Source organism: Streptomyces sp. BB1-1-1, from assembly GCF_031597775.1.
Lineage (GTDB): Bacteria > Actinomycetota > Actinomycetes > Streptomycetales > Streptomycetaceae > Streptomyces > Streptomyces thinghirensis.
In genome coordinates this window covers 6,624,624-6,648,227 of record NZ_CP134203.1, presented here as the reverse complement: position 1 = coordinate 6,648,227, position 23,604 = coordinate 6,624,624, and the positions used below count along the sequence as shown (strand labels likewise).

At 71.6% G+C, this 23,604-nt stretch carries 25 protein-coding genes; 13 read left to right on the top strand and 12 right to left on the bottom strand.

The window, feature by feature from the left end; translation table 11 throughout:
- The first annotated feature begins 312 nt into the window (after positions 1-312).
- Complete coding sequence (gene serB / locus RI578_RS30425) at positions 313-1,557, top strand: phosphoserine phosphatase SerB (RefSeq protein ID WP_310874060.1); 1,245 nt, start codon at positions 313-315, stop codon at positions 1,555-1,557.
- 57 nt (positions 1,558-1,614) lie between these two features.
- Here the strand turns inward: serB and RI578_RS30420 are convergent, their stop codons facing one another.
- The 4 genes from RI578_RS30420 to RI578_RS30405 all read right to left on the bottom strand — a co-directional run bounded on the left by RI578_RS30420 (position 1,615) and on the right by RI578_RS30405 (position 4,188).
- Positions 1,615-2,133: a histidine phosphatase family protein gene (locus tag RI578_RS30420; protein ID WP_310874059.1), complete on the bottom strand. Its 519-nt coding sequence runs from the start codon at positions 2,131-2,133 to the stop codon at positions 1,615-1,617.
- 91 nt (positions 2,134-2,224) lie between these two features.
- A complete protein-coding gene (locus RI578_RS30415) occupies positions 2,225-2,431 on the bottom strand; it encodes a hypothetical protein (protein WP_121746299.1) in 207 nt (68 codons plus the stop codon).
- Positions 2,432-2,613: 182 nt separating this feature from the next.
- Positions 2,614-2,730, bottom strand: coding sequence for an SGM_5486 family transporter-associated protein (locus tag RI578_RS30410; protein WP_121746300.1), 117 nt, complete (start codon positions 2,728-2,730; stop codon positions 2,614-2,616).
- Positions 2,731-2,805: 75 nt separating this feature from the next.
- On the bottom strand, positions 2,806-4,188 hold the full coding sequence (locus RI578_RS30405) for a CynX/NimT family MFS transporter (protein ID WP_399061913.1): 1,383 nt from the start codon (positions 4,186-4,188) through the stop codon (positions 2,806-2,808).
- A gap of 58 nt (positions 4,189-4,246) precedes the next feature.
- Here RI578_RS30405 and RI578_RS30400 point away from each other — a divergent pair, with 58 nt between their 5' ends.
- Positions 4,247-4,939 carry a FadR/GntR family transcriptional regulator gene (locus RI578_RS30400; RefSeq protein ID WP_210964294.1) on the top strand — a complete coding sequence of 231 codons (693 nt, stop codon included), beginning with the start codon at positions 4,247-4,249 and terminating at the stop codon, positions 4,937-4,939.
- Here RI578_RS30400 and RI578_RS30395 read toward each other — a convergent pair.
- The 3 genes from RI578_RS30395 to fabG form a co-directional block, all read right to left on the bottom strand.
- Positions 4,917-5,267 (bottom strand): hypothetical protein, encoded by a 351-nt coding sequence (locus RI578_RS30395; RefSeq protein ID WP_310874057.1) that lies wholly within the window; start codon positions 5,265-5,267, stop codon positions 4,917-4,919. The two genes, RI578_RS30400 and RI578_RS30395, sit on opposite strands and share 23 nt — an antisense overlap.
- A 159-nt stretch (positions 5,268-5,426) precedes the next feature.
- Positions 5,427-6,194 (bottom strand): enoyl-ACP reductase FabI, encoded by a 768-nt coding sequence (gene fabI / locus RI578_RS30390; RefSeq protein ID WP_210964296.1) that lies wholly within the window; start codon positions 6,192-6,194, stop codon positions 5,427-5,429.
- A 5-nt stretch (positions 6,195-6,199) separates the two neighbouring features.
- The gene (gene fabG / locus RI578_RS30385) at positions 6,200-6,919 is read right to left on the bottom strand and encodes a 3-oxoacyl-[acyl-carrier-protein] reductase (protein ID WP_310874056.1); all 720 of its coding nucleotides are present in this window, start codon (positions 6,917-6,919) and stop codon (positions 6,200-6,202) included.
- A 289-nt stretch (positions 6,920-7,208) separates the two neighbouring features.
- Here fabG and RI578_RS30380 point away from each other — a divergent pair, with 289 nt between their 5' ends.
- The 3 genes from RI578_RS30380 (at position 7,209) to tyrS (ending at position 11,457) form a co-directional block, all read left to right on the top strand.
- Positions 7,209-8,732, top strand: a complete 1,524-nt coding sequence (locus RI578_RS30380; protein ID WP_310874055.1) for a TldD/PmbA family protein — start codon at positions 7,209-7,211, stop codon at positions 8,730-8,732.
- Complete coding sequence (locus RI578_RS30375; RefSeq protein ID WP_310874054.1) at positions 8,729-10,126, top strand: metallopeptidase TldD-related protein; 1,398 nt, start codon at positions 8,729-8,731, stop codon at positions 10,124-10,126. The genes RI578_RS30380 and RI578_RS30375 overlap by 4 nt, the downstream gene beginning before the upstream one ends.
- A 62-nt stretch (positions 10,127-10,188) precedes the next feature.
- The gene (gene tyrS / locus RI578_RS30370) at positions 10,189-11,457 is read left to right on the top strand and encodes a tyrosine--tRNA ligase (RefSeq protein WP_310874053.1); all 1,269 of its coding nucleotides are present in this window, start codon (positions 10,189-10,191) and stop codon (positions 11,455-11,457) included.
- An 81-nt stretch (positions 11,458-11,538) separates the two neighbouring features.
- Here the strand turns inward: tyrS and RI578_RS30365 are convergent, their stop codons facing one another.
- Positions 11,539-11,820: a GlsB/YeaQ/YmgE family stress response membrane protein gene (locus RI578_RS30365; protein ID WP_310874052.1), complete on the bottom strand. Its 282-nt coding sequence runs from the start codon at positions 11,818-11,820 to the stop codon at positions 11,539-11,541.
- A 260-nt stretch (positions 11,821-12,080) separates the two neighbouring features.
- On the opposite strand from RI578_RS30365, the gene RI578_RS30360 reads away from it, so the two are divergent.
- Entirely contained in the window at positions 12,081-12,479 is a 399-nt protein-coding gene (locus RI578_RS30360) for a DUF3099 domain-containing protein (protein ID WP_310874051.1), read from the top strand.
- 211 nt (positions 12,480-12,690) lie between these two features.
- The gene (locus tag RI578_RS30355) at positions 12,691-12,912 is read left to right on the top strand and encodes a hypothetical protein (protein WP_310874050.1); all 222 of its coding nucleotides are present in this window, start codon (positions 12,691-12,693) and stop codon (positions 12,910-12,912) included.
- A gap of 6 nt (positions 12,913-12,918) precedes the next feature.
- On the opposite strand, the gene moaA is transcribed toward RI578_RS30355, so the two are convergent.
- The 3 genes from moaA to RI578_RS30340 all read right to left on the bottom strand — a co-directional run bounded on the left by moaA (position 12,919) and on the right by RI578_RS30340 (position 16,064).
- Entirely contained in the window at positions 12,919-13,908 is a 990-nt protein-coding gene (moaA, locus tag RI578_RS30350) for a GTP 3',8-cyclase MoaA (protein WP_310874049.1), read from the bottom strand.
- Positions 13,909-14,076: 168 nt separating this feature from the next.
- The gene (locus RI578_RS30345; protein WP_310874048.1) at positions 14,077-15,711 is read right to left on the bottom strand and encodes a cation acetate symporter; all 1,635 of its coding nucleotides are present in this window, start codon (positions 15,709-15,711) and stop codon (positions 14,077-14,079) included.
- Positions 15,708-16,064 (bottom strand): DUF485 domain-containing protein, encoded by a 357-nt coding sequence (locus tag RI578_RS30340; protein WP_210964312.1) that lies wholly within the window; start codon positions 16,062-16,064, stop codon positions 15,708-15,710. Before RI578_RS30340 ends, RI578_RS30345 begins: the two co-directional genes overlap by 4 nt.
- A 265-nt stretch (positions 16,065-16,329) precedes the next feature.
- On the opposite strand from RI578_RS30340, the gene RI578_RS30335 reads away from it, so the two are divergent.
- From RI578_RS30335 to RI578_RS30320, 4 genes are all read left to right on the top strand, one after another.
- Entirely contained in the window at positions 16,330-17,904 is a 1,575-nt protein-coding gene (locus RI578_RS30335; RefSeq protein WP_310874047.1) for a S8 family serine peptidase, read from the top strand.
- Between the two features lie 65 nt (positions 17,905-17,969).
- The gene (locus RI578_RS30330) at positions 17,970-19,517 is read left to right on the top strand and encodes a S8 family serine peptidase (RefSeq protein WP_310874046.1); all 1,548 of its coding nucleotides are present in this window, start codon (positions 17,970-17,972) and stop codon (positions 19,515-19,517) included.
- Between the two features lie 90 nt (positions 19,518-19,607).
- Positions 19,608-20,030 (top strand): hypothetical protein, encoded by a 423-nt coding sequence (locus tag RI578_RS30325; RefSeq protein ID WP_310874045.1) that lies wholly within the window; start codon positions 19,608-19,610, stop codon positions 20,028-20,030.
- Positions 20,031-20,217: 187 nt separating this feature from the next.
- Positions 20,218-21,225: a CopD family protein gene (locus RI578_RS30320; protein WP_310874044.1), complete on the top strand. Its 1,008-nt coding sequence runs from the start codon at positions 20,218-20,220 to the stop codon at positions 21,223-21,225.
- Positions 21,226-21,345: 120 nt separating this feature from the next.
- On the opposite strand, the gene RI578_RS30315 is transcribed toward RI578_RS30320, so the two are convergent.
- Positions 21,346-22,056, bottom strand: a complete 711-nt coding sequence (locus RI578_RS30315; RefSeq protein ID WP_310874043.1) for a VIT family protein — start codon at positions 22,054-22,056, stop codon at positions 21,346-21,348.
- A gap of 183 nt (positions 22,057-22,239) precedes the next feature.
- Here RI578_RS30315 and RI578_RS30310 point away from each other — a divergent pair, with 183 nt between their 5' ends.
- Positions 22,240-23,226 carry a DEDDh family exonuclease gene (locus tag RI578_RS30310; protein ID WP_310874042.1) on the top strand — a complete coding sequence of 329 codons (987 nt, stop codon included), beginning with the start codon at positions 22,240-22,242 and terminating at the stop codon, positions 23,224-23,226.
- Between the two features lie 106 nt (positions 23,227-23,332).
- Positions 23,333-23,566: a hypothetical protein gene (locus RI578_RS30305; RefSeq protein ID WP_121746319.1), complete on the top strand. Its 234-nt coding sequence runs from the start codon at positions 23,333-23,335 to the stop codon at positions 23,564-23,566.
- The last annotated feature ends 38 nt before the right edge of the window (positions 23,567-23,604 follow it).

The window sequence follows — 23,604 nt, the reverse complement described above, 5'->3', positions numbered from 1 at the left end:
GTTCGGCCCCGGGCCGGAAGCCCCCTGCCGTCACCTCCACGGAACCCCGGCACGGCCGATGAAGCGTTCGGCCCCGGGCCGGAAGCCCCCTGCCGTCACCTCCAGCAGCGCCGGGACGGACGGTGAAAGGGCGGGGAGGTGATGCGGGCGGCCTGCGTGCGCCGGGCCGCCGTCCTCGCCGGGGTGAGGGCCGACCGGCTCCCCCGGGCTCCAGCGCCCGCCCCCGCATTCCCGGAGGCGACAGCGATGTCGTGTCCGTCAGGCGGACCTCGGGGGCGGGAGGCACCGGGTGCCGGATACGGTTGGAGCACCATGAGCGCTTCGCAGACCTCTGACGTTCCCACGCTTCTCGTCAAGATCTTCGGCAAGGACCGACCGGGCATCACGGCCGGCCTGTTCGACACCCTCGCCGCCTACTCCGTCGACGTGGTCGACATCGAGCAGGTCGTCACCCGTGGCCGGATCGTGCTGTGCGCGCTCGTGACCGAGCCGCCCCGAGGGCTGGAGGGCGGCCTGCGGGCGACCGTCCACGGCTGGGCGGAGTCGCTGAAGCTGCAGGCGGAGATCATCTCCGGCATCGGCGACAACCGGCCGCGCGGTCTCGGCCGCTCCCTGGTCACGGTGCTCGGCCACCCGCTCACCGCGGAGGCGACCGCCGCCATAGCGGCCCGGATCACCGAGTCCGGCAGCAACATCGACCGTATCTTCCGGCTGGCCAAGTACCCGGTCACCGCCGTCGAGTTCGCGGTGTCCGGCGTGGAGACCGAGCCGCTGCGCACCGCGCTGGCCACCGAGGCCGCGGCGCTCGGTGTGGACGTCGCGGTCGTCTCGGCGGGGCTGCACCGGCGGGCGCAGCGCCTGGTCGTGATGGACGTGGACTCCACGCTGATCCAGGACGAGGTCATCGAGCTGTTCGCCGCGCACGCCGGCTGCGAGGACCAGGTCGCCGAGGTGACGGCGTCCGCGATGCGCGGAGAGCTGGACTTCGAGCAGTCGCTGCACGCGCGCGTGGCGCTGCTGGCGGGGCTGGACGCCTCGGTGGTGGAGAAGGTGCGCGGCGAGGTGCGGCTGACGCCGGGTGCCCGCACCCTGATCCGTACGCTGAAGCGGCTCGGCTACCAGGTGGGGGTCGTCTCCGGCGGCTTCACCCAGGTCACCGATGATCTGAAGGAGCGGCTGGGGCTGGACTTCGCCCAGGCCAACACGCTGGAGATCGTCGACGGTAGGCTGACCGGCCGGGTCACCGGGGAGATCGTGGACCGGGCGGGCAAGGCGCGGCTGCTGCGCAGGTTCGCCGCCGAGGCGGGCGTGCCGCTGTCGCAGACCGTGGCGATCGGTGACGGTGCCAACGACCTGGACATGCTGAACGCGGCCGGACTCGGCGTCGCCTTCAACGCCAAGCCGGTGGTGCGCGAGGCGGCGCACACCGCGGTGAACGTGCCCTTCCTCGACACGGTTCTGTATCTGCTGGGCATCACCCGCGAGGAGGTCGAGGCCGCGGACACGCTGGACGAGGGTCTCGGCGAGGACCTCGGCCTGCCTCTCGACCGGATCTGACCCGGCGGGCGAGCGCCCGGCACAGCGAGCACCCGCCACGGCCGGGCGTGGGGCGGATCAGTCGGTCGGCGCCCAGTAGTCGGCCAGGGAGGCCGCGCCCGGCTCCACGTCCTTCCACGAGCCCGTGAAGGTCAGGACGGCGAAGGCGGCGGTCGGGAAGCCCCGGCCGCCCATCCGCTCGCGGGCCTCGTCCTCGGTCGAGCCGGCCAGGATCTCGGCGAGTCCCTCCATGCCCGGGTTGTGGCCGATCACCAGCACGTTCCGCAGGTCGTCGGGGGTCTCGTTGAGCACGGCGATCAGCTCGCCGGGCGAGGCCTCGTAGATCCGCTCCTCGTAGACGGTTTTCGGCCGCTGCGGGAACTCATGGACGGCCAGCTTCCAGGTCTCGCGGGTCCGGATCGAGGTGGAGCACAGGGCCTGGTCGAAGGGGATGCCGGTATCCGCCAGCCGGCGCCCGGCCTCTGCGGCGTCCTTGCGGCCCCGATCGGCGAGCGGCCGCTCGTGGTCGGTCACCTGTGGCCAGTCGGCTTTCGCATGCCGGAAAAGGACAATCCTGCGGGGTTCTGCGACGCTCATGGCATCCAGCTTCGCATGAAACAGGCCACGGGGCGCAGGGAGTTGACATGCGGATTCGCCGCCTGGGGCGCATCCGGGCGCCGATCCGGCCTCAGTGCGCGGTCAGCTGCCGCACCCGCTCCAGGAGGTCCGCGATCGCGGGCTCACCGGCGGCGGCGTGGGCCTCGGCCGGATCGAGTATCAGCAGGAGCAGCGTGACGAAGGCGAGCACGGGCAGGGCGAGGGCCCACCAGGGCAGCCGGATCTCGCCGCCGCCCCGGGTCGCCTGGGGAGGCCGGGTGTGGGTAGGGGCCGACATGAGTGCCTCCGCTGGTCTTCGGGCGTCCCGGTCCGTGCTCCGCGGCCCGCCTGTCGCGGGCACATCTCGAAACTACGGAATCCGCGGGCCCCAACCCATCCGGAGGTCCACCCACTTGACCCTGACCCTCACCCCCTAGGGGATGGGGGGTTAACCCCACCATCGGGCGGACGAGACCGGCATCACGGCGAGGCGATCGTCGCGATGATGCCGATGATCACGAAGATCGCGAGGAAGCCGCCGAAGACGTACAGCATCTTCTTCTGGCCGTGCTGAGGGTTCGGGTCGAGGACTGGCATGAGGCAAGTCTCGCATCCGCCGCCCGCTCCGGGGCAGGCGGGCCGCCGACCGGGGCGGGCGGGCCGCTGCCGGGATCAGCGGGCCGCTTCCTCCTCCACCGTGCGGTCGCGTCCCGCCAGGAAGCCCACCACGATCTGCGGCACCATCAGGGCGCTCATCAGCGCGATCGGCAGCCCCCAGCCCCCGCTGTGCTGGTAGAGCACGCCCACCAGCAGCGGGCCCGGGATGGAGATCAGGTAGCCGGTGCTCTGCGCGAAGGCGGACAGCTGGGCGACGCCCGCGCCCGTCCTGGCCCGCATCCCGACCATGGTCAGCGCGAGCGGGAAGGCGCAGTTGGAGACGCCGAGCAGCAGGGCCCAGGCCCAGGCGCCGCCGGCCGGGGCGAAGTACAGGCCGGCGTAACCGGCGAGCCCGCACACGCCCAGTACCAACACGATCGGGCCCTGGTGGGGCAGGCGGGTGGCCACGCGCGGGATGACGAAGGCGAGCGGCACGCCCATCATCATGATGACGGCGAGCAGCAGCCCCGCGGTGCCGGCGGACACGCCCGCGTCCCGGAAGATCTGCGCCATCCAGCCCATCGTGATGTAGGCGGCGGTGGCCTGGAGGCCGAAGAAGACGGCGAGCGCCCAGGCCGTACGGCTGCGGGTGATCCGCAGCGGGGGCTGTTCGGCGGACTGCTCCGTCGGCCGGTCGGCACGCGCGGTCGCGGGCTCGGCGCCGGCCTCGTCGGCCGCGCCGGAGGCGTCCTGGGCGGGCGAGAGGGTGGACGGTGCCTTCCGGGGCCGTACGAACGGGATCCACGGCAGGACGGCCGCCGCCGCCAGCGCCGCCCACACCGCGAGGCCGGGCTGCCAGTGCCCGCCCAGCGCGTTCGTCACGGGCACGGTCGCCGCGGCGGCGATCGAGGTGCCGAAGGCGAGGGCCATCGAGTACAGGCCGGTCATGGGGCCGACCCGGTCGGGGAAGAAGCGCTTGACGATGACCGGCATCAGGACGTTGCTGACCGCGATGCCCATCAGGGCGAGGGCGGTGGCGGCCAGGAAGCCCGCCGTACCGCCCGCGTACGGGCGTATGAGCAGGCCCGCGGTGATGGCGACCATGCCCGCGCAGACCACCGCGCCGGGCCCGAAGCGGCGGGCCAGCCGCGGGGCGGTGACCCCGAAGACGGCGAAGCAGAGCGGGGGCACAGAGGTGAGCAGTCCGGCCACGCTGCCGCTCATGCCGAGCCCGTCGCGGACCTCTTCCAGGAGCGCGCCCAGGCTCGTGATGGCGGGGCGCAGGTTGAGCGCGGCCAGGACGATGCCGAGGAGGAGCAGGCGGGTCGTCCACGTCGTCCACGCGCGCGTGCCGGGCGTCTGGGCCTCGTGCGCGGTCGACTCGCCGGGGAACGTGGACGCAGAGGTTCCCGTTCGCTTTTCCGTCCGAGTCTCCGTCCGGGTTTCGTCACTAGCCATGAGACCCATCATAGAATCATGGGATGATTGCTTGTCCACTCGCGTGCGAAGGTGAGCCATGCCTCTGAGTCACCCCCGTCGTTCGGCGCTGTCCGAGCAGGTCATCGCGGCACTGCGGCAGCAGATCGCCTCGGGCGAGTGGCCGGTCGGCTCCCGCATCCCGACCGAGCCCGAGCTGGTCGAACAGCTCGGCGTCGCCCGGAACACGGTCCGTGAGGCGGTCCGCGCGCTGGCCCACAACGGCCTGCTGGACATCCGCCAGGGCTCCGGTACGTACGTCGTGGCGACCAGCGAGCTGGCGGGGGTGATGCAGCGCCGCTTCGCCGACGCCGACCCCCGGCACATCGCCGAGCTGCGTTCGACCCTGGAGTCCGCCGCCGCCCGGCTGGCCGCCGAGCGGCGCACGGAGAAGGACCTCAAGCAGCTCGACGCGCTGCTGGTGCGCCGCGAGGAGGCCTGGGAGTCGGGCGACACGGAGGCGTTCGTGACGGCGGACGCGACCTTCCACCTGGCCGTCGTGGCCGCCTCGCACAACGACGTGATGACCGCCATGTACGCGGACCTCGGCGAGGTGATGCGGGACTGGCTGCGGGTCGACGTCGGCAGCGAGCTGACGCCGGAGACGCACATGGACCACACGCGGCTGGTCGACGCCGTCCGCGCGGGGGACGCCGTGACGGCCGCGGAGGAGGCGGCGGGCTATCCGTTCCTGTGCCGTCCGGGCCGGTTCAGCGCACCCGCTGGTGACTGACCCACGCCGCCTGGACCTCCTTCCAGCACCGTCCGTCCAGACGTACGGTCTGCGCGGGTCCGGCCGGGACCGCCGAACTGTCGCTGTCGAGGTCCCACCAGCGGGCGCACTCGACGTGCAGACGCACGTGGTCGGTCTCCGGGTACGGGTTGTGGCAGTAGGCGGTCACGTCGGAGTCGTCGACGCGAACCCTGCATGCGGCGCCGAACAGCTGTCCCGACGCGGTGTCCGAGGCGGGCACGCGCGCGTGGGACACGGCTTCGTACGGCAGGATCAGCACGAACGCGAGGGCGACGGTCGCTGAGGCCAGGCGAGGGAGCAGACGCACAAGGGACCTCCTCGGCCGCACTGGGGAGGGAGAACGCGTGGTGAACCCGTGCTTCAGCGTGCGCCGCCGGCCGCCCCGCCGCCCGGTCGACTGGGCCGAACGGGTGACATGCCGAGGGCCCGCGCCCGAGAAGGACGCGGGCCCCGGAAGGGCGAGCGGTCAGGCACCGACGGCGTGCAGGCCACCGTCGACGTGGACGATCTCACCCGTGGTCTTCGGGAACCAGTCGCTCAGCAGCGCGACGACACCGCGGCCGGCCGGCTCCGGGTCCTTCAGGTCCCACTCCAGGGGGGCGCGGTTGTCCCACACGGAGGCCAGCTCGGCGAAGCCCGGGATGGACTTGGCGGCCATGGAGCCGATCGGGCCCGCGGAGACCAGGTTGCAGCGGATGTTCTGCTTGCCCAGGTCACGCGCCATGTAGCGGCTGGTGGCCTCCAGGGCGGCCTTGGCCGGGCCCATCCAGTCGTACTGGGGCCAGGCGTACTGCGCGTCGAAGGTGAGGCCGACGACCGAGCCGCCGTTCTGCATCAGCGGCAGGCAGGCCATGGTCAGCGACTTCAGGGAGTACGCCGAGACGTGCATCGCGGTGGCGACCGACTCGAACGGCGTGTTCAGGAAGTTGCCGCCGAGCGCGTCCTGCGGCGCGAAGCCGATGGAGTGGACGACGCCGTCGAGGCCGCCCAGCTCCTCGCCGACGATGTCGGCCAGGCGCCCGAGGTGCTCGTCGTTGGTGACGTCCAGCTCGATGACCTTGGTGGGCTTGGGCAGCTTCCTGGCGATGCGCTCGGTCAGCGTGGGCCGCGGGAACGCGGTCAGGATGATCTCGGCACCCTGCTCCTGGGCCAGCTTGGCGGTGTGGAAGGCGATGGAGGACTCCATCAGCACACCGGTGATCAGGACGCGCTTGCCCTCGAGAATTCCGCTCATGGTGATCAGTGACCCATTCCCAGTCCGCCGTCAACGGGAATGACGGCTCCAGTGATGTACGAGGCGTCGTCCGAGGCGAGGAACCGCACCGTCGCGGCGATCTCCTCGGGCTGCGCGTACCGGCCCAGCGGCACCTGCGACACGATGTTCGACCGCTGCTCGTCGGTGAGCGCCTTGGTCATGTCCGTGTCGACGAAGCCCGGCGCGACGACGTTGAAGGTGAGGTTGCGCGAACCCAGCTCACGGGCCAGGGAACGCGCGAAGCCGACCAGGGCGGCCTTGGAGGCGGCGTAGTTCGACTGCCCCGCGGAGCCGAGCAGCCCGACCACCGACGAGATGAGCACGACGCGGCCCTTCTTGGCGCGCAGCATGCCGCGGTTGGCCCGCTTGACGACGCGGAAGGTGCCGGTGAGGTTGGTGTCGACGACGGAGGTGAAGTCCTCCTCGGACATGCGCATCAGGAGCTGGTCCTTGGTGACGCCGGCGTTGGCGACCAGGACCTCGACGGGACCGTGCGCTTCCTCGATCTCCTTGTAGGCCTGCTCCACCTGCTCGCTGTCGGTGATGTCGCACTTGACGGCGAGGCAGCCCAATTCGGTCAGGGCCTCCGGCGGCTCACCCGAGCGGTACGTGATCGCGACCTTGTCACCGGCGTCGGCGAAAGCGCGGGCGATGGCGAGGCCGATGCCCCGGTTGCCTCCGGTGACGAGAACCGAGCGGCTCAACGGATCACCCTTTCGATAGCGTTCTGGTACCCGCCCGGACACCCGGTTGACAGGCGGTGATGACAGGCGGCTTCCTCGAAAACCTATCGGTCCCCACCCGTCCGCAAAGACTCGGGCGCCCACAGTGGCTTACGGGGCTGGCTGTCGGGTCCCTACAGAAAGGACCCGGCCGCGAAGGCCCGGCCACGGCCCGAAAGGTGTGGTCCCCGTCCGGCCCGACGCGACATGATGCGGCGCAGCCCCCGGTGTCGCGGCAGACGACCGGTCACGTCGACAGAAAGAGACGCAGGTGCCTCACAGTATCGACGAAGCCTTCACGGCACTCCCCCTACGCGCCCTCGCCGACGCCGCCCTCGCACGCGCGCGTGCCCTCGGTGCCGAGCACGCGGACTTCCGCCTGGAGCGGGTGCGCGACGCCTCCTGGCGGCTGCGCGACGCCAAGCCCGCCGGTTCCTCCGACACCACCGACCTCGGGTACGCGGTGCGGGTGGTGCACGGCGGTACGTGGGGCTTCGCGTCGGGGGTGGACCTGACGATGGACGCCGCCGCCAAGGTCGCCTCCCAGGCGGTGGCGATGGCGAAGCTGTCCGCGCAGGTGATCAAGGCGGCGGGGTCCGAGGAGCGCGTGGAGCTGGCCGACGAGCCCGTGCACGCCGACCGGACGTGGGTCTCGTCGTACGAGACCGATCCGTTCACCGTGCCGGGCGCGGAGAAGTCGGCCCTGCTGGCCGACTGGAGCGCGCGGCTGCTGGCGGCCGACGGGGTCGACCACGTCGACGCCTCGCTGCTCACCGTGCACGAGAACAAGTTCTACGCCGACACCGCCGGGACCGTGACCACGCAGCAGCGGGTGCGGCTGCATCCGGTGCTCACCGCCGTGTCGGTGGACGACTCCAGCGGCGAGTTCGACTCCATGCGCACCCTCGCGCCGCCCGCCGGACGCGGCTGGGAGTACCTGACCGGCACCGGCTGGGACTGGGACGCCGAGCTGGCCCGGATGCCGGAACTGCTGGCCGAGAAGATGCGGGCGCCGAGCGTCGAGGCGGGCCTGTACGACCTGGTCGTCGATCCGTCGAACCTGTGGCTGACCATCCACGAGTCCATCGGGCACGCGACCGAGCTGGACCGCGCCCTCGGCTACGAGGCCGCCTACGCCGGCACCTCCTTCGCCACCTTCGACCAGCTCGGCACGTTGCGCTACGGCTCGGAGCTGATGAACGTCACCGGCGACCGCACCGCCGAGCACGGGCTGGCGACCATCGGTTACGACGACGAGGGCGTCGAGGGCCAGTCCTGGGACCTGGTGAGGGACGGCACGCTGGTCGGCTACCAGCTCGACCGGCGCATCGCGCGGCTCACCGGCTTCGAGCGGTCCAACGGGTGCGCCTACGCCGACTCCCCCGGCCATGTGCCCGTGCAGCGCATGGCCAACGTGTCGCTGCGGCCGGACCCCGGCGGGCTGTCCACGGAGGACCTGATCGGGGGCGTGGAGCGCGGGATCTACGTCGTCGGGGACCGGTCCTGGTCCATCGACATGCAGCGCTACAACTTCCAGTTCACCGGACAGCGGTTCTTCCGGATCGAGAACGGGCAGCTCGCCGGCCAGCTGCGGGACGTGGCCTACCAGGCGACGACCACCGACTTCTGGGGGTCCATGGCGGCCGTCGGCGGTCCGCAGACCTATGTCCTGGGCGGCGCCTTCAACTGTGGCAAGGCGCAGCCGGGCCAGGTCGCGTCCGTCTCGCACGGCTGCCCGTCCGCCCTCTTCAAGGGAGTCAACATTCTGAACACCACCCAGGAGGCGGGTCGATGAGCGCGGGTACGAACAGGCCGCACGAGATCGTCGAGCGGGCGCTGGAGCTGTCCCGGGCCGACGGGTGCGTCGTCATCGCCGACGAGGAGTCCACCGCCAACCTGCGCTGGGCGGGCAACGCGCTCACCACCAACGGCGTCACGCGCGGGCGCACCCTTACCGTCGTCGCCACCGTCGACGGCCGGGAGGGCACGGCGTCCGGGGTCGTGTCGCGCTCCGCCGTGACCGTGGACGAGCTGGAGCCCCTGGTGCGCGCCGCGGAGGCCGCCGCACGCGGCGCCGGGCCGGCCGAGGACGCGCAGCCGCTGGTCAGCGGTGTGCCCGCCTCGCCCGACTTCGCCGACGCGCCCGCGCAGACGTCGTCGGCCGTGTTCGCCGACTTCGCCCCGGCCCTCGGGGAGGCGTTCGCACGCGCGCGTGCGGGCGGCCGGGAGCTGTACGGCTTCGCCAACCACGAGCTGACGTCGACGTACGTGGGTACGTCCACGGGGCTGCGGCTGCGGCACGACCAGCCGGGCGGGACGCTGGAGCTGAACGCCAAGTCGCCGGACCGCACCCGGTCGGCGTGGGCGGGGCGCGCCACGCGGGACTTCAAGGACGTCGACCCGGCGGCGCTCGACGCCGAGCTGGCCGTACGGCTCGGCTGGGCCCAGCGGCGGGTGGAGCTGCCCGCGGGGCGGTACGAGACGCTGCTGCCGCCGACCGCGGTCGCGGACCTGCTGATCTACCAGCTGTGGTCGGCCTCGGGCCGGGACGCGGCCGAGGGGCGCACGGTGTTCTCGAAGCCGGGCGGCGGCACGCGCGTCGGCGAGCGGCTCGGCGAGCTGCCGCTGACCCTGCGCAGCGATCCGCACGAGCCGGGTCTGGAGAGCGCGCCCTTCGTGGTGGCGCACTCCTCGGGCGGCGATCAGTCGGTGTTCGACAACGGGCTGCCGGTCGGAGCCACCGACTGGATCCGCGCGGGCGAGCTGAACCGGCTGACGACCACCCGGCACAGCGCCGGGCTGACCGGGCTGCCGGTGGCGCCGGCGATCGGCAACCTGATCCTGGACGGCGGCGACCCCGACCGGTCCCTGGAGCGGATGGTCGCCGGCACCTCGCGCGGGCTGCTGCTCACCTGCCTCTGGTACATCCGCGAGGTCGACCCGGCGACGCTGCTGCTGACCGGGCTGACCCGGGACGGCGTCTACCTCGTCGAGAACGGCGAGGTCGTCGGCGAGGTGAACAACTTCCGGTTCAACGAGTCGCCGGTGAGCCTGCTGGGCCGGGCCACGGAGGCGGGGCGCACGGAGAAGACGCTGCCCAGGGAATGGGGCGACTGGTTCACCAGGGCCGCGATGCCCGCGCTGCGCGTCCCCGATTTCAACATGAGCTCTGTCAGCCAGGGCGTATAACCTCGTAGTCGGCTGTCACCCGACTGCCCGAAGATCATGAGCACGTAGGAGACACGAGAACCGTGACGGACATCGTCGACGAGCTGAAGTGGCGCGGGCTGTTCGCCCAGTCCACTGACGAGGACGCTTTGCGCAAGGCGCTCGCGGACGGTCCCGTCACGTTCTATTGCGGTTTCGACCCGACCGCGCCGTCGCTGCACGTGGGGCACCTGGTGCAGGTGCTCACCGTGCGCCGGCTCCAGCAGGCCGGTCACCGGCCGCTGGCGCTGGTCGGCGGCGCGACGGGCCAGATCGGCGACCCGCGCCCGACCGCCGAGCGCACGCTGAACTCGCCGGAGACCGTCGCGGGCTGGGTCGAGCGGCTGCGCGGCCAGATCGAGCCGTTCCTGTCCTTCGAGGGCGAGAACGCGGCCGTGCTGGTCAACAACCTCGACTGGACCGCGGGCCTCTCCGCGATCGAGTTCCTGCGGGACATCGGCAAGCACTTCCGGGTCAACAAGATGCTGACCAAGGACTCCGTCGCCCGGCGGCTGGAGTCCTCCGAGGGCATCAGCTACACGGAGTTCAGCTACCAGCTCCTCCAGGCGATGGACTTCCTCCAGCTCTACCGGAGGTACGGCTGCACGATGCAGCAGGGCGGCAGCGACCAGTGGGGCAACCTCACGGCCGGCCTGGACCTGCTGCACCGCCTGGAGCCGGACGCCACCGCGCACGCCTACGCGACGCCGCTGATGACCAAGGCGGACGGCACGAAGTTCGGCAAGACCGAGGGCGGCGCCGTCTGGCTCGACCCGGAGATGACCACGCCGTACGCGTTCTACCAGTTCTGGCTGAACGTGGACGACCGGGACATTTCGACGTACATGCGGATCCTCTCCTTCCGCTCCCGCGAGGAGCTGGAGGAACTGGAGCGGCAGACCGAGGAGCGTCCGCAGGCCCGGGCCGCGCAGCGCGCGCTGGCCGAGGAGCTGACGACGCTGGTGCACGGCGCCGACCAGACGGCCGCCGTGATCGCCGCGTCCAAGGCCCTCTTCGGCCAGGGCGACCTGGCGGAGCTGGACGACCGGACGCTGGCCGCGGCCCTCTCCGAGCTGCCGCACGTGCGGATCGCCGAGCCGGCCCCGGTCGTCGACCTGTTCGCCGAGGTCGGCCTGGTCGCCAGCAAGTCCGCCGCGCGCCGCACGGTCAAGGAGGGCGGCGCCTACGTGAACAACGCCAAGGTCACCGGCGAGGACGCCGTCCCCGCCAAGGAGGACCTGCTGCACGGGCGCTGGCTGGTGCTGCGCCGCGGCAAGAAGAACCTGGCCGCGGTGGAGGTCACCGGCGCCTGAGCGCGCGTGCGAGGGGCGGTTTCCGGTGCCTTGCGGCTTGCCGGAGGCCGCCCCTTCGCCGTACGGAGTTCGGGCGGGTGGTCAGGCCCGCTCGCGCCGCTTGTTGCCGCGCACCGCCATGTAGGCCGCGTCGCCGACGGCGACGATGATGACCGCGGCCACCAGCTGGAAGACGTGCCGCCACCAGTCGATGCCGGAGGTCGCGTCCACGCCGGCCGCCCGCGCGATCGCGTTGCCCGCGATGGCGCCGAGGATGCCGAAGATGGTGGTCAGCCACAGGGGGCTGTGCTGCTTCCCGGGAATGATCGCCTTGGCGATCAGACCGAGCACGAATCCGACGATGATCGCCCACAACCAGCCCATGACTGCCTCCTCATACGGCTCTACGCGAGCATTACCGCCAGTGTTCGGCCGTACCGCGTACAGCGCATGCCGGATACGGCCGAACGAGGTACCCGGCTACGCGGTGCGGCGCACGCCGTGTGCGCGAGTCGGGGGTGCCCCGGTCTCGTAGGCGGCGCAGGCGCGGCGTAACGTGGGGAGTTGTCCGGGACCGGAGTCCCCGAGCGGCCGCGGACGGGAGCGGGCGGGGAGAGTCCGATGCGGGCGGATGGTGGAACCAGATGCGGAAGCAGAGTGCCGGCGGCAGTGCCGAGGTGTTCCGGATCACCGGGGCCCGGACGGGTCTCCAGGAGGACGTGCGCGGACGGCAGCGCCGGTACATCATCTCGATGTCGGTCCGAACGGTGTCGGTGGTCCTCGCGGCCTGCCTGTGGAACGTCGAACGGCACGTCGCGATCGTGGCCCTGGTCCTCGGCGCGGTCCTGCCGTACATCTCGGTGGTGATCGCCAACGCCGGGCGCGAGAACGCGCCATCGTTGCCGTCGACGTTCGTCACCGTGCCGACCCCGCCGATGATCATGCCGCCGCGGGCCGACGACGGAACCGCGGAGCCCGGCCCGGAAGATGTCGTGTCCGACCCGGCGCCGGGTGCGGCGAGCGAGCCCCGTGGCAGATCGTGACCGGGAGTGCCCCGTCGGGGCGGGCATCGATTCCGCGCCAGGCCTGAGAAATCCTCAGATCAATCATGTTGTTCCGGTGCCGGGCGATGGGTGACCCGTGACATACTTCGTACGCGCTCCGCATCCCCCGTCGGAGCGACAGACCGACGCCGGGCAGCTCCCCCCGTGGCTGCTCGGCGTCGCCTTGTGTGTGGACCTGTGAGACGAACCTGTGAGTGACGAGACCGCCCCGATCTGCTCCGCCAAGGGCTGCCGCACCGCCGCCGTGTGGGTGCTGGCGTGGAACAACCCGAAGCTGCACACGCCGGAGCGCCGCAAGACGTGGATCGCGTGCGAGGAGCACCGGGAGCATCTGTCCCAGTTCCTGGGGGTGCGGGGCTTCCTGAAGGACGTGGTCCCGCTGGCGGACTGGGAGTCCCCCGACACCCCCTAGCCGCGGCTAGCCCCCGATCGCCGACATCGGCCGGTCGGGCTGGACGAACGTCGGGTCGTCGAGGCCGGCGCCGGCCTTCTTGCCCCACATGGCGAGCCGCCAGACGCGGGCGATCTCCTCGTCGGGGGCGTCGGAGCGCAGGGCGGCGCGCAGGTCGGTCTCCTCCGTGGCGAACAGGCAGGTGCGCACCTGGCCGTCGGCGGTCAGGCGGGTGCGGTCGCAGGCCGAGCAGAACGGGCGGGTGACGGAGGCGATGACGCCGACGCGGTGCGGGCCGCCGTCCACGAGCCAGCGCTCGGCGGGGGCCGAGCCGCGTTCCTCGGAGCCCTCTGCGGTCAGCTCGAAGCGGGTGCGCAGGGCGGTCAGGATGTCACCGGCGGTGACCATGCCCTCGCGCTTCCAGCCGTGCTGGGCGTCCAGGGGCATCTGCTCGATGAAGCGCAGCTCGTAGTCGTTCTCGACGGCCCAGGCCAGCAGGTCGGGGGCCTCGTCGTCGTTGAGTCCCGGCATCAGGACCGAGTTCACCTTGACCGGGGTCAGCCCGGCCTCGCGGGCGGCTTCCAGGCCCTCCAGGACGTCCTTGTGGCGGTCCCGGCGGGTGAGGGTCTTGAAGACGTCCGGGCGCAGGGTGTCCAGGGACACGTTGACCCGGTCCAGGCCCGCCGCCTTCAGGGCGGTCGCCGTGCGCCGCAGGCCGATGCCGTTGGTCGTCAGCGACATCTGGGGGCGCGGCTCCAGGGCGGCGACGCGCTCGACGATGCCGACCAGACCCGGGCGCAGCAAAGGTTCGCCGCCGGTGAAGCGGACCTCCTCGATACCGAGGGAGGTGACGGCGATGTGGATGAGGCGGACGATCTCGTCGTCCGTGAGCAGGTCGGGCTTGGCCAGCCACTGAAGGCCCTCTTCGGGCATGCAGTAGGTGCAGCGCAGGTTGCAGCGGTCGGTGAGCGAGACTCTCAGGTCGGTGGCCACTCGGCCGTAGGTGTCGATGAGCACGTGGGCCCCCTCCCTCGACGCGGATCGGTGGAGCACATATCTCCTCCGATACCCGCGAGCCTACGTGACGGGTCCGACATCGACAGCGGCCCGATCCCACGACGTACGGCGCGGCCGCGTCGTAGGGATCTACGAGCGGCCGCGTCCTCGACGGGTCGGGTACGGGGCTCAGTGCGCTCCGGTGCCGGTCAGGGACCGGACCTCCAGCTCCGCGTACTTCGCCACGTTGGGCTCCTCCTTGGACAGGACCGTGCCGAGCCAGCCCATGAGGAAGCCGAACGGGATGGAGATGATGCCCGGGTTCTTCAGCGGGAACCAGGCGAAGTCGACGTCCGGGAACATCGCCTTCGGGTCGCCGGAGACCACGGGCGAGAAGAGCACCAGGCCGACGGCGACGATCAGGCCGCCGTAGATCGACCACAGGGCGCCCTGGGTGGTGAACCGCTTCCAGAAGAGGCTGTAGAGGATGGTCGGCAGGTTGGCGGACGCGGCGACCGCGAAGGCCAGGGCGACCAGGCCGGCCACGTTGAGGTCGCGGGCGAGGGCGCCCAGCGCGATGGAGACGATGCCGATGAAGACGGTCGCCCAGCGGGCCGCCTTCATCTCCTCCTTCTCGGTGGCCTTGCCCTTGCGGATGACGTTGGCGTAGATGTCGTGCGCGAAGGACGAGGACGAGGCCAGGGTGAGGCCGGCGACCACGGCGAGGATGGTCGCGAAGGCCACCGCCGAGATCGTGGCGAGCAGGATCGCGCCCCAGGCCGAGTCGACGCCGCCCACGTGCAGGGCGAGCAGCGGCGCGGCCGTGTTGCCGGACGGGTTGGACGCGATGATCTCCTTCTGCCCGACGAGCGCCGCGGCGCCGAAGCCGAGCGCGATGGTCATCAGGTAGAAGGCGCCGATGATGCCGATCGCCCAGTTCACGGACTTACGGGCGGCCTTCGCGTTGGGCACCGTGTAGAAGCGGATCAGGATGTGCGGCAGGCCGGCCGTGCCGAGCACCAGGGCGATGCCCAGGGAGATGAAGTCGAGCTTGGTGGTGCCGCTGGCGCCGTACTGGAGGCCGGGCTCCAGGAAGGCGGCGCCCTTGCCGCTGTTCTCGGCGGCGGTGCCGAGCAGGTCGGAGATGTTGAAGTTGAACTTCAGCAGCACCAGGAAGGTGATCAGGATGGTGCCGCCGATCAGCAGCACGGCCTTGACCATCTGGACCCAGGTGGTGCCCTTCATGCCGCCGATGGAGACGTACACGATCATCAGCAGACCGACGAGGGCGACGATCAGGATCTTGCCCGCGTCGGAGGTGATGCCGAGCAGCAGGGAGACGAGGATGCCCGCGCCCGCCATCTGGGCCAGCAGGTAGAAGATCGACACGACGATGGTGGAGGTACCGGCGGCGGTGCGCACGGGGCGCTGGCGCATGCGGTACGCGAGGACGTCGCCCATCGTGTAGCGGCCGGAGTTCCTCAGCGGCTCGGCCACCAGGAGCAGGGCGACCAGCCAGGCGACCAGGAAGCCGATGGAGTAGAGGAAGCCGTCGTAGCCGAAGAGGGCGATGGCGCCGGCGATGCCGAGGAAGGACGCCGCCGACATGTAGTCGCCGGAGACGGCGAGTCCGTTCTGGAAGGCGCTGAACTGACGGCCGCCCGCGTAGAAGTCGGCGGCGTCCTTGGTCTGGCGGCCCGCCCAGACGGTGATGCCGAGCGTCGCGACGACGAACACGGCGAAGAGCGTGATGATCAGCGGCCGGTGCTCGCTGGCCTCGTTGGCGGCCAGCTCGGCGGCGAAGACGGTCTGTGCGGGGCTCATGCGCCGCCCTCCATCCGGGACTTGATGGCCTCGGCCTTGGGGTCGAGCTTCGCGGCGGCGAACCGCGAGTACCACCAGGCGATGAGGAACGTGGTGACGAACTGGGCGATGCCGAAGACGAAGGCGACGTTGATGTTGCCGAACAGCTTGGTGCCCATGAAGCCGCCGGCGTAGTTCGACAGCAGCACGTACAGCAGGTACCAGGCCACGAAGGCGATCGTCAGGGGGAACGCGAAGGAGCGGAAGGAGCGGCGCAGTTCGGCGAACTCAGCGCTCTGCTGCACTTCGGAGAACTCCTCGGCGGAGGGAAGTGGGCGTTCCTCTTTCGAGGGGGGTGGTGCGTCGGTGGCCACGGAGTCTCCTCGTACGACGGACATGACGGCTTGGACCTCGGTGTTCTCACAGGAAGCTGGTCGTGCTCGGGCTCCCTGTCCAACGACACGGCGCCCTGCGGGCACCGGTTCAACACCCGGGGCACTTTCCGAAGTCACCCGTGGCGGGTCATTGCTGGCCAGCGGCTCCTGGGGATAGCTTCGCCCTGCACTACTCCGTCATGTACCTGCCCGAGCACCACCTGTGTCTCGGGCCGGTTTCGTTTCCGGATGATGTGGAGACCCCATGGATCATCTGTACGCGCCGCGTTCGTCGCGGTCCACGCGTTCCAGACGGCGGCTGGCCCTCGCCGTACCCGTCGTGCTGTCGCTGACCGCGTCGCTCGGCTTCCTGCCGGCGGCCGCCTCGGCCGCCCCGCAGGCGGAAGCCGCCGCGGAGGCGGCGCGGGCCGACCGGGCGGCGGACGCGCCCAGCCTGGCCTACGTCGTCAACACGAGGACGGACCACCGCACGATCGCGTCGGTGAAGCGGGCGATAGCCGAGGCCGGCGGCAGTGTCGTCACCACGTACCAGAAGATCGGCGTGATCGTCGTCCACTCGTCGAACCCGGAATTCGGCGAGCGGATACGCGAGGCGCGCGGAGTGCGGTCGGCGGGCGCGACCCGTACCGCGCCGCTGACCGCCGCCGGGACGACGGACCAGGGCGCCGCCGAGACGCTCTCCGCCGAGCAGGCCGCGAGGACCGCGAAGGCGTCCGAGGCCGCGGGCGCCGGCGAGCCGCTGGAAGCGGACCAGTGGGACCTGCGCGCGATAGGCGCCGACAAGGCCGCGAAGATCAACCCGGGCAGCTCCCGGGTCACCGTCGCCGTGATCGACACCGGCGTCGACGACACCCACCCCGACCTCGCCCCGAACTTCTCCGCGTCGCAGTCCGCCAACTGCGTCGGCGGCAAGGCGGACACCAGCGAGGGCGCCTGGCGGCCGTACACCGCCGACGACTACCACGGCACCCACGTGGCCGGTGAGATAGCCGCCGCCCGCAACGGCATCGGCGTCGCCGGGGTCGCGCCGGGCGTGAAGGTCTCCAGCATCAAGGTGAGCGACCCGGACAACGGGCTCTTCTACCCCGAGAACGTCGTGTGCGCGTTCATGTTCGCCGCCGACCACGGCGTGGAGATCACGAACAACAGCTACTACGTGGACCCCTGGCTGTACAACTGCATGGACGACCCGGACCAGCGCGCGATCGTCGACGCGGTCAACCGGGCCCAGCTGTACGCCCAGCGCAAGGGCACCCTGCACCTCGCCTCGGCCGGCAACTCCAACCACGACCTGGACTCCGACGCGATCGTCGACGACTCCAGCCCCGACGACTCCACGCCGGTGACGCGGACCATCGACCCGCACGAGTGCTTCGACGTGCCGACCCAGCTGCCGGGCATCGTCACGGTCAGCGCGACGGGCGTCGACGAGGAGAAGTCCTACTACTCCTCGTACGGCAAGGGTGTCGTGGACATCGCGGCGCCGGGCGGCGACGCGCGCTACCAGATCCCTGACACGCCGTCGAAGAACGGCCGCATCCTGTCGACCATGCCGAACAACGAGTACGCCTGGCTCCAGGGCACCTCGATGGCCTCGCCGCACGCCGCGGGCGTCGCCGCGCTGCTGAAGTCGAAGCACCGGCACGCGTCCCCGGCGATGCTCCAGGCGCTGCTGAAGGCCCAGGCGGACAACCCGGGCTGCCCTGCCTCCTACGACCAGGACGGCGACGGCGCGCAGGACGCCACGTGCGAGGGCGGCAAGCGGATCAACGGCTTCTACGGCTTCGGCATCGTCAACGCGCTGCGCGCGGTGAAGTGACCGGCCCGCACCTCCCCCGTCCGGGGTTTCCACTCCCTTCCGCGAACCAACTGGAGACATCGCACATGACAGCGCCCCACCCGCGTCACCGTCGTGCCCTCGCGATCCCGGCCGGCCTGGCCGTGGCAGCGTCCCTGGCCCTCCTGCCGGGCGTCCCGGCCTCCGCCACGGAGGCCGCCGAGGCCCAGGGGCCGGCTCAGGCCGCACCCTCCGTCTCGGCCGACTCGGCGTCCTCGCTCAGCTACGTCGTCAACGTCCGCCCCGGGCACGGTCCCTCGGCGCACGTGAAGCGGGCGATCGCCAAGGCCGGCGGCACGATCGTGACGTCGTACGACCGGATCGGCGTGATCGTCGTCCACTCCTCCGACCCGGACTTCGCCAAGTCCGTCCGCAAGGCGCGCGGCGTGCAGTCGGCCGGTGCCACCCGCACCGCGCCGCTGCCCTCGGCAGCCACGACGGACACGGGCGCGCCGAAGGTGCTCAGCGGCAAGGAGATGGCCGCCGCCGAGGCCGCCGAGGGGCAGGACCCCTTGCAGCCCCTCCAGTGGGACCTGCCCGCCATCAAGGCGGACAAGGCGCACGAGAAGTCGCTGGGCAGCAGCAAGGTGACGGTCGCCGTCATCGACACCGGCGTGGACGACACCCACCCGGACATCGCCCCGAACTTCGACCGGGACGCCTCCGTCAACTGCGTGTCGGGCAAGCCGGACACCGCGGACGGCGCCTGGCGGCCGAGTGCGGCGGAGAGCCCGCACGGCACGCACGTGGCCGGGGAGATAGCCGCCGCCAAGAACGGCGTCGGCATGACCGGGGTGGCGCCCGGGGTGAAGGTCGCCGGCATCAAGGTGTCCAACCCGGACGGATTCTTCTACACCGAGGCCGTGGTCTGCGGCTTCATGTGGGCGGCCGAACACGACGTCGAGGTCACCAACAACAGCTATTACACCGACCCCTGGTACTTCAACTGCGAGGACGACCCGGACCAGAAGGCGCTTCTGGAAGCCGTCACCCGGGCCTCGCGGTACGCGGAGAGGAAGGGCGCGGTCAACGTCGCCGCGGCCGGCAACGAGAACTACGACCTCGCGGCCGACGAGATCACCGACCCGGTCTCCCCGAACGACTCCACGCCCTCGGACCGGGTGATCGACCCGTCCGAGTGCCTGGACATGCCGACCCAGCTGCCGGGTGTCGTGACGGTCGCGTCGACCGGCGCGAAGGACCTCAAGTCGTCCTTCTCCAACCACGGCCTCGGTGTCATCGACATCGCCGCGCCCGGCGGTGACTCGACGGCCTACCAGACGCCCGAGCCGCCCGCCACCAGCGGACTGATCCTGGGCACGCTGCCCGGCGGCAAGTGGGGCTACATGGCCGGTACGTCGATGGCGTCGCCGCACGTCGCGGGCGTCGCCGCCCTGATCAAGTCGACGCACCCGTACGCCTCCCCGGCGATGGTCAAGGCCCTGCTGTACGCCCAGGCCGACGCCACGCCGTGCACCAAGCCGTACGACATCGACGGCGACGGCAAGGTCGACGCGGTGTGCGAGGGCTCGAAGAACCGCAACGGCTTCTACGGCTGGGGCATGACCGACGCGCTGGACGCGGTGACCTGGTAATGACCTGGTAAGCGGCACGCGCGCGTGAAGCGGGCCGGGGGCAGTTCCCCGGCCCGCTTCCGGTTGTCGTCGTACGGCAGGATCTTTGCCATGCGCACGTACGAGGACCCCGCGACCTGGACGCCCGAACCGGTCCGGCCGCGATGGGAGTTGGCCCTTCGCTTCGCCGCGACCCTGGTGTTCGTCCCGCTGCTGTGCGCGGTGTGGCTGGCCGTGGCGGTCGTGCTCTTCGTGGTGGGTCTGTTCGCCGACGCGACAGCGGCCGTCAGCGAGGGCTTCGAACGCGGCTGCATGAGGTTCATGGACGACACCCTGGGCGGAATCGCGCGGCTGGGCGCCTGGTGCGTGTCCTGGCCGGAGCTGCGGCACGAGGGTGACGTCGAGTACTACAGGGCGCGCGTCGACAAGAAGGTCGCCGCCTGGACCGTGCGCGCCTCGGCCCCGCACGAGCCGAAGCGGCTGGTACGTCGCCGAGGTGGCGCTCGTCCAGGGGTGGGAGTTGCGGCCCACTGACGTGCGCAAGGAGGTGCGGCTGTGGTGGTCGAGGCGGCTCTGGCGGGCGGTGTGACGCGTTACTCATCCGTTCCACGGCGCTCCCGAACCGTACGGCGGCCGAAAACGTCCTCTTGTGTGGAATGCCGGACCGCCAGTCGTTTTCCGGAACTTGCCCGGATCTGGGGGAGCTGGTGAAGATCTCGAGGTGACCTTGACAAGACCCCCGTCCCGGACCGTCGGCACCGGACGGCACGCGCGGCCCGCCGGTACCGGCCGGACCGTGGCGGTGCTCGTGCTGGTGGTGCTGGCCGCGCTGATACCCGTCCTCGGCCCGTCCCCCGCCCTGCACGGCACGGGGGAGGCCGAGGCACCCGGCACCGGCGGCATAGCCCTGCTGCGTACGGTGCTCTTCGCCGCACTGAGCGTTCCGGTCGGCGAGCTCTTCGTGAACCGGCTCACCCGGGCGCTTCCCGGCACTCCCCCGGAACGGCCCCGCAGCTGGTCGCCGTACGCGGCCGCGGCCGGTTTCGTCGCCGCGCTGGGTCTGGCGTCGGTCGTGGCCACGGGCAATCTGGTGCCGGACAGCGTCGCCGACATCGACGTCGGCGGCCTCTACGAGTCCCGTGACGGCAAGCTCGCGCTCCTTGAGGTCAACGGGTTCCTCGCGGCCGGGCTGTGCGCCACCTCGCGCCGGCCCGGCCTCCAGGTCTGGCCGCTGGCCGCCGTGATCGTCGCGGAGGCGCTGCGCGCCCATCCCACGACCGAGTACAGCCCGCTGCTCGGCTCCGGTCTGACCCTCGTCCATCTGACGTGCGCTTCGCTGTGGGTGGGCGGGCTCCTGTACGTGCTGCGGACGCTGCGGCAGTGGCGGGGCGCCGAGGCGGGTCCGGCGCTGCTGGGTCTGTACGCGCGCGTGGCGGCCGTTCTGCTCGCCGCCATCACGGCGACGGGGGTGTGCAGTTCGCTGCGCCGGATGCCGCCGGGCACGATCGCGGACCAGCTGACGGACACGGCGTACGGGCGGGTCCTGCTCGCCAAGGTGATCCTCGTGGCCGCCGTCGCCGCGCTCGCCCTGTGGGCCAGGATCCGGCTGAGCCGCGCGGCCGACCCGCTGACCGCGTGCCCGCCCGCGCGCGCGGAGGTCGTCGCCCTGGGTCTGGTGGTGGCGGTGTCGGGCCTCCTGACGGCCCTTCCGGTACCGATCCGGTGGTGACCCCGCAGCCGGGTGCACCGCCCGCACGAGCGACGTAACCGCCGGTCGCACCACCCGCGCGACCGCGCGTGTCACCGGCGGGAGCACCGGCGCCACCGGCGGCGGCCCCGCGCGGAAGCGCTACACCCCGGCGACGTCCAGCAGTGAGCCCGTCGCGTACGTGACCGCCATGGCCAGGGCGCCGCCTGTCACGTTGCGCAGGACCGCCCGGCCCGGCGGAGCCCCGCCCAGGCGTGCGCTGCTCCAGCCCGTCAGGACCAGGGCGCCCAGCACGCAGCAGACGGTGACCGTCAGCCGCAGGCCGGCCGGCGGCAGCACCATCGCCAGCAGTGGCAGCAACGCGCCCACCGTGAACGCCAGGAAGCTCGCCCACGCCGCGTGCCACGGGTTGGTCAGCTCGTCGGGGTCGATACCGAGCTCCACACGCGCGTGGGCCCGCAGCGCGTCCCGCCGGGTCAGCTGCTCGGCCGCCTCCCTGGCGACGTCGCGGCTCAGTCCGCGCGCCGCCAGGAGGTCCACCAGCTCCTCCAGCTCGGCCTCCGGCTGCTCGCGCAGCTCCCGTTTCTCCATGGCCAGGGCGGCCTTCTCGGAGTCCCGCTGGGTGGAGACGGACACGTACTCACCCGCCGCCATCGACAGTGAACCGGCGAGCAGCCCCGCGAGTCCGGCCGTCAGCAGGGCGGAGCGGTCGTCCGTCGCGCCGGCCACGCCGACGACCAGCCCCGCGGTGGACACGATGCCGTCGTTGGCGCCGAGGACCGCCGCCCGCAGCCAGTTGAGCCGGGTGCCGAGGGCACCGCCGTGGGCCTCGTCGTGCGTGGGTTGCGTCACATGGCGGAGGATGCCACCCGGCGCGCCGCGCGCCCCGCACCGACGCTCCGCGGGCGACTCCCCGCACCGTGCCGCCGCAACCCTTCGCCGGCGCGCGGAACTTGACGGAGGGACCGTTTCGCCGGGCGCCGCGGGGCCCCTGCGGGTCCGGTGTGTCAGTCGCGGCCCGTATCCTCATTGACCATGCTCGAAGACCGCACGACCGCACCGCCGTCCGCCACGGCGTGGCCGGCCGCGTATCCGCAGGGGTACGCGGTCGTTGACGTGGAGACCACCGGCCTGGCCCGCGACGACCGCATCATCTCCGCGGCCGTCTACCGACTGGACGCCCGCGGTGAGGTCGAGGACCACTGGTACACCCTGGTCAATCCGCAGCGGGACCCCGGCCCTGTGTGGATACACGGTCTGACGAGCGACGTGCTCGGGGGAGCGCCGCTCTTCCCGGACGTCGCCGAGGAGTTCGCGGCCCGGCTCGACGGGCGGGTGCTCGTCGCGCACAACGCCGTCTTCGACTGGCAGATGATCGCCCGGGAGTACGCGCGCGCGCAGCGCGAGGCGCCGGTGCGCCAACGGCTGTGCACCATCGCGCTCTCCAAGGAGCTGGGCCTGCCGCTGCCCAACCACAAGCTGGAGTCGCTGGCCGCCCACTTCGGCGTCGTACAGCAGCGGGCGCACCACGCGCTGGACGACGCGCGGGTGCTGGCCGAGGCGTTCCGGCCGAGCCTGCTCGCCGCGGCGGCGGGCGGCGTGCGGCTGCCGCTGCACGAGTGCCGGCCGCTGACCGAGTGGTCGGACCGGCCCGCGCCCCGGATCGGACAGCAGGCGGGCTACGGCGGCTACCGGCAGACCAGTTGGCGCCCCTCCCGCAAGAGGCCCGCATGCCCGTACCCCAACCCTGGCCGGTACGAAGAGGGCAAATGCCTTAAGCAGGGCATGCGGGTCGCCTTCTCGGGTGACACCTCCGTCGAGCGGGACCTGCTGGAGGACCGCGCGACCGAGGCCGGGCTGCACGTCGCCACCAGCCTGTCCCGGCTGACCAGCCTGCTGGTCACCAACGACCCGGACTCGGGCACCTCGAAGGTGGTCAAGGCCCGCCAGTACGGGACGCCGGTGGTGGACGAGGCGGCGTTCGGGCAGCTGCTCGCGGACGTCGAGCCCGCGGACGGCTGAGCCGTACGTGAGCTGAGCCGTACGTGAGCCGTACGGACGGGTGATTCCGGGCGACTCGCCCGGCGCCCGCTCGCCCGCGTCGCGGAGACGGCTCACCCTGTGGCGCATGGCGACATGTGAAGTCTGCGGCAACAACTACGGAATGACCTTCGAGGTCCACGCCCAGGGAGCGGTGCACGTCTTCGACTGCTTCTCCTGCGCGATCCACCGGATGGCGCCCATCTGCGAGCACTGCCGGGTGCAGATCATCGGCCAGGGCGTCGAGGTCGAGGGCCACTGGTTCTGCGGCGCCCACTGCGCCCGCGCGGAGGGAAGGGCGGGGATCGTCGACAAGGTCTAGATCCACGGCCGACGGCGGCGCAAGGCCGTACCCGCCGC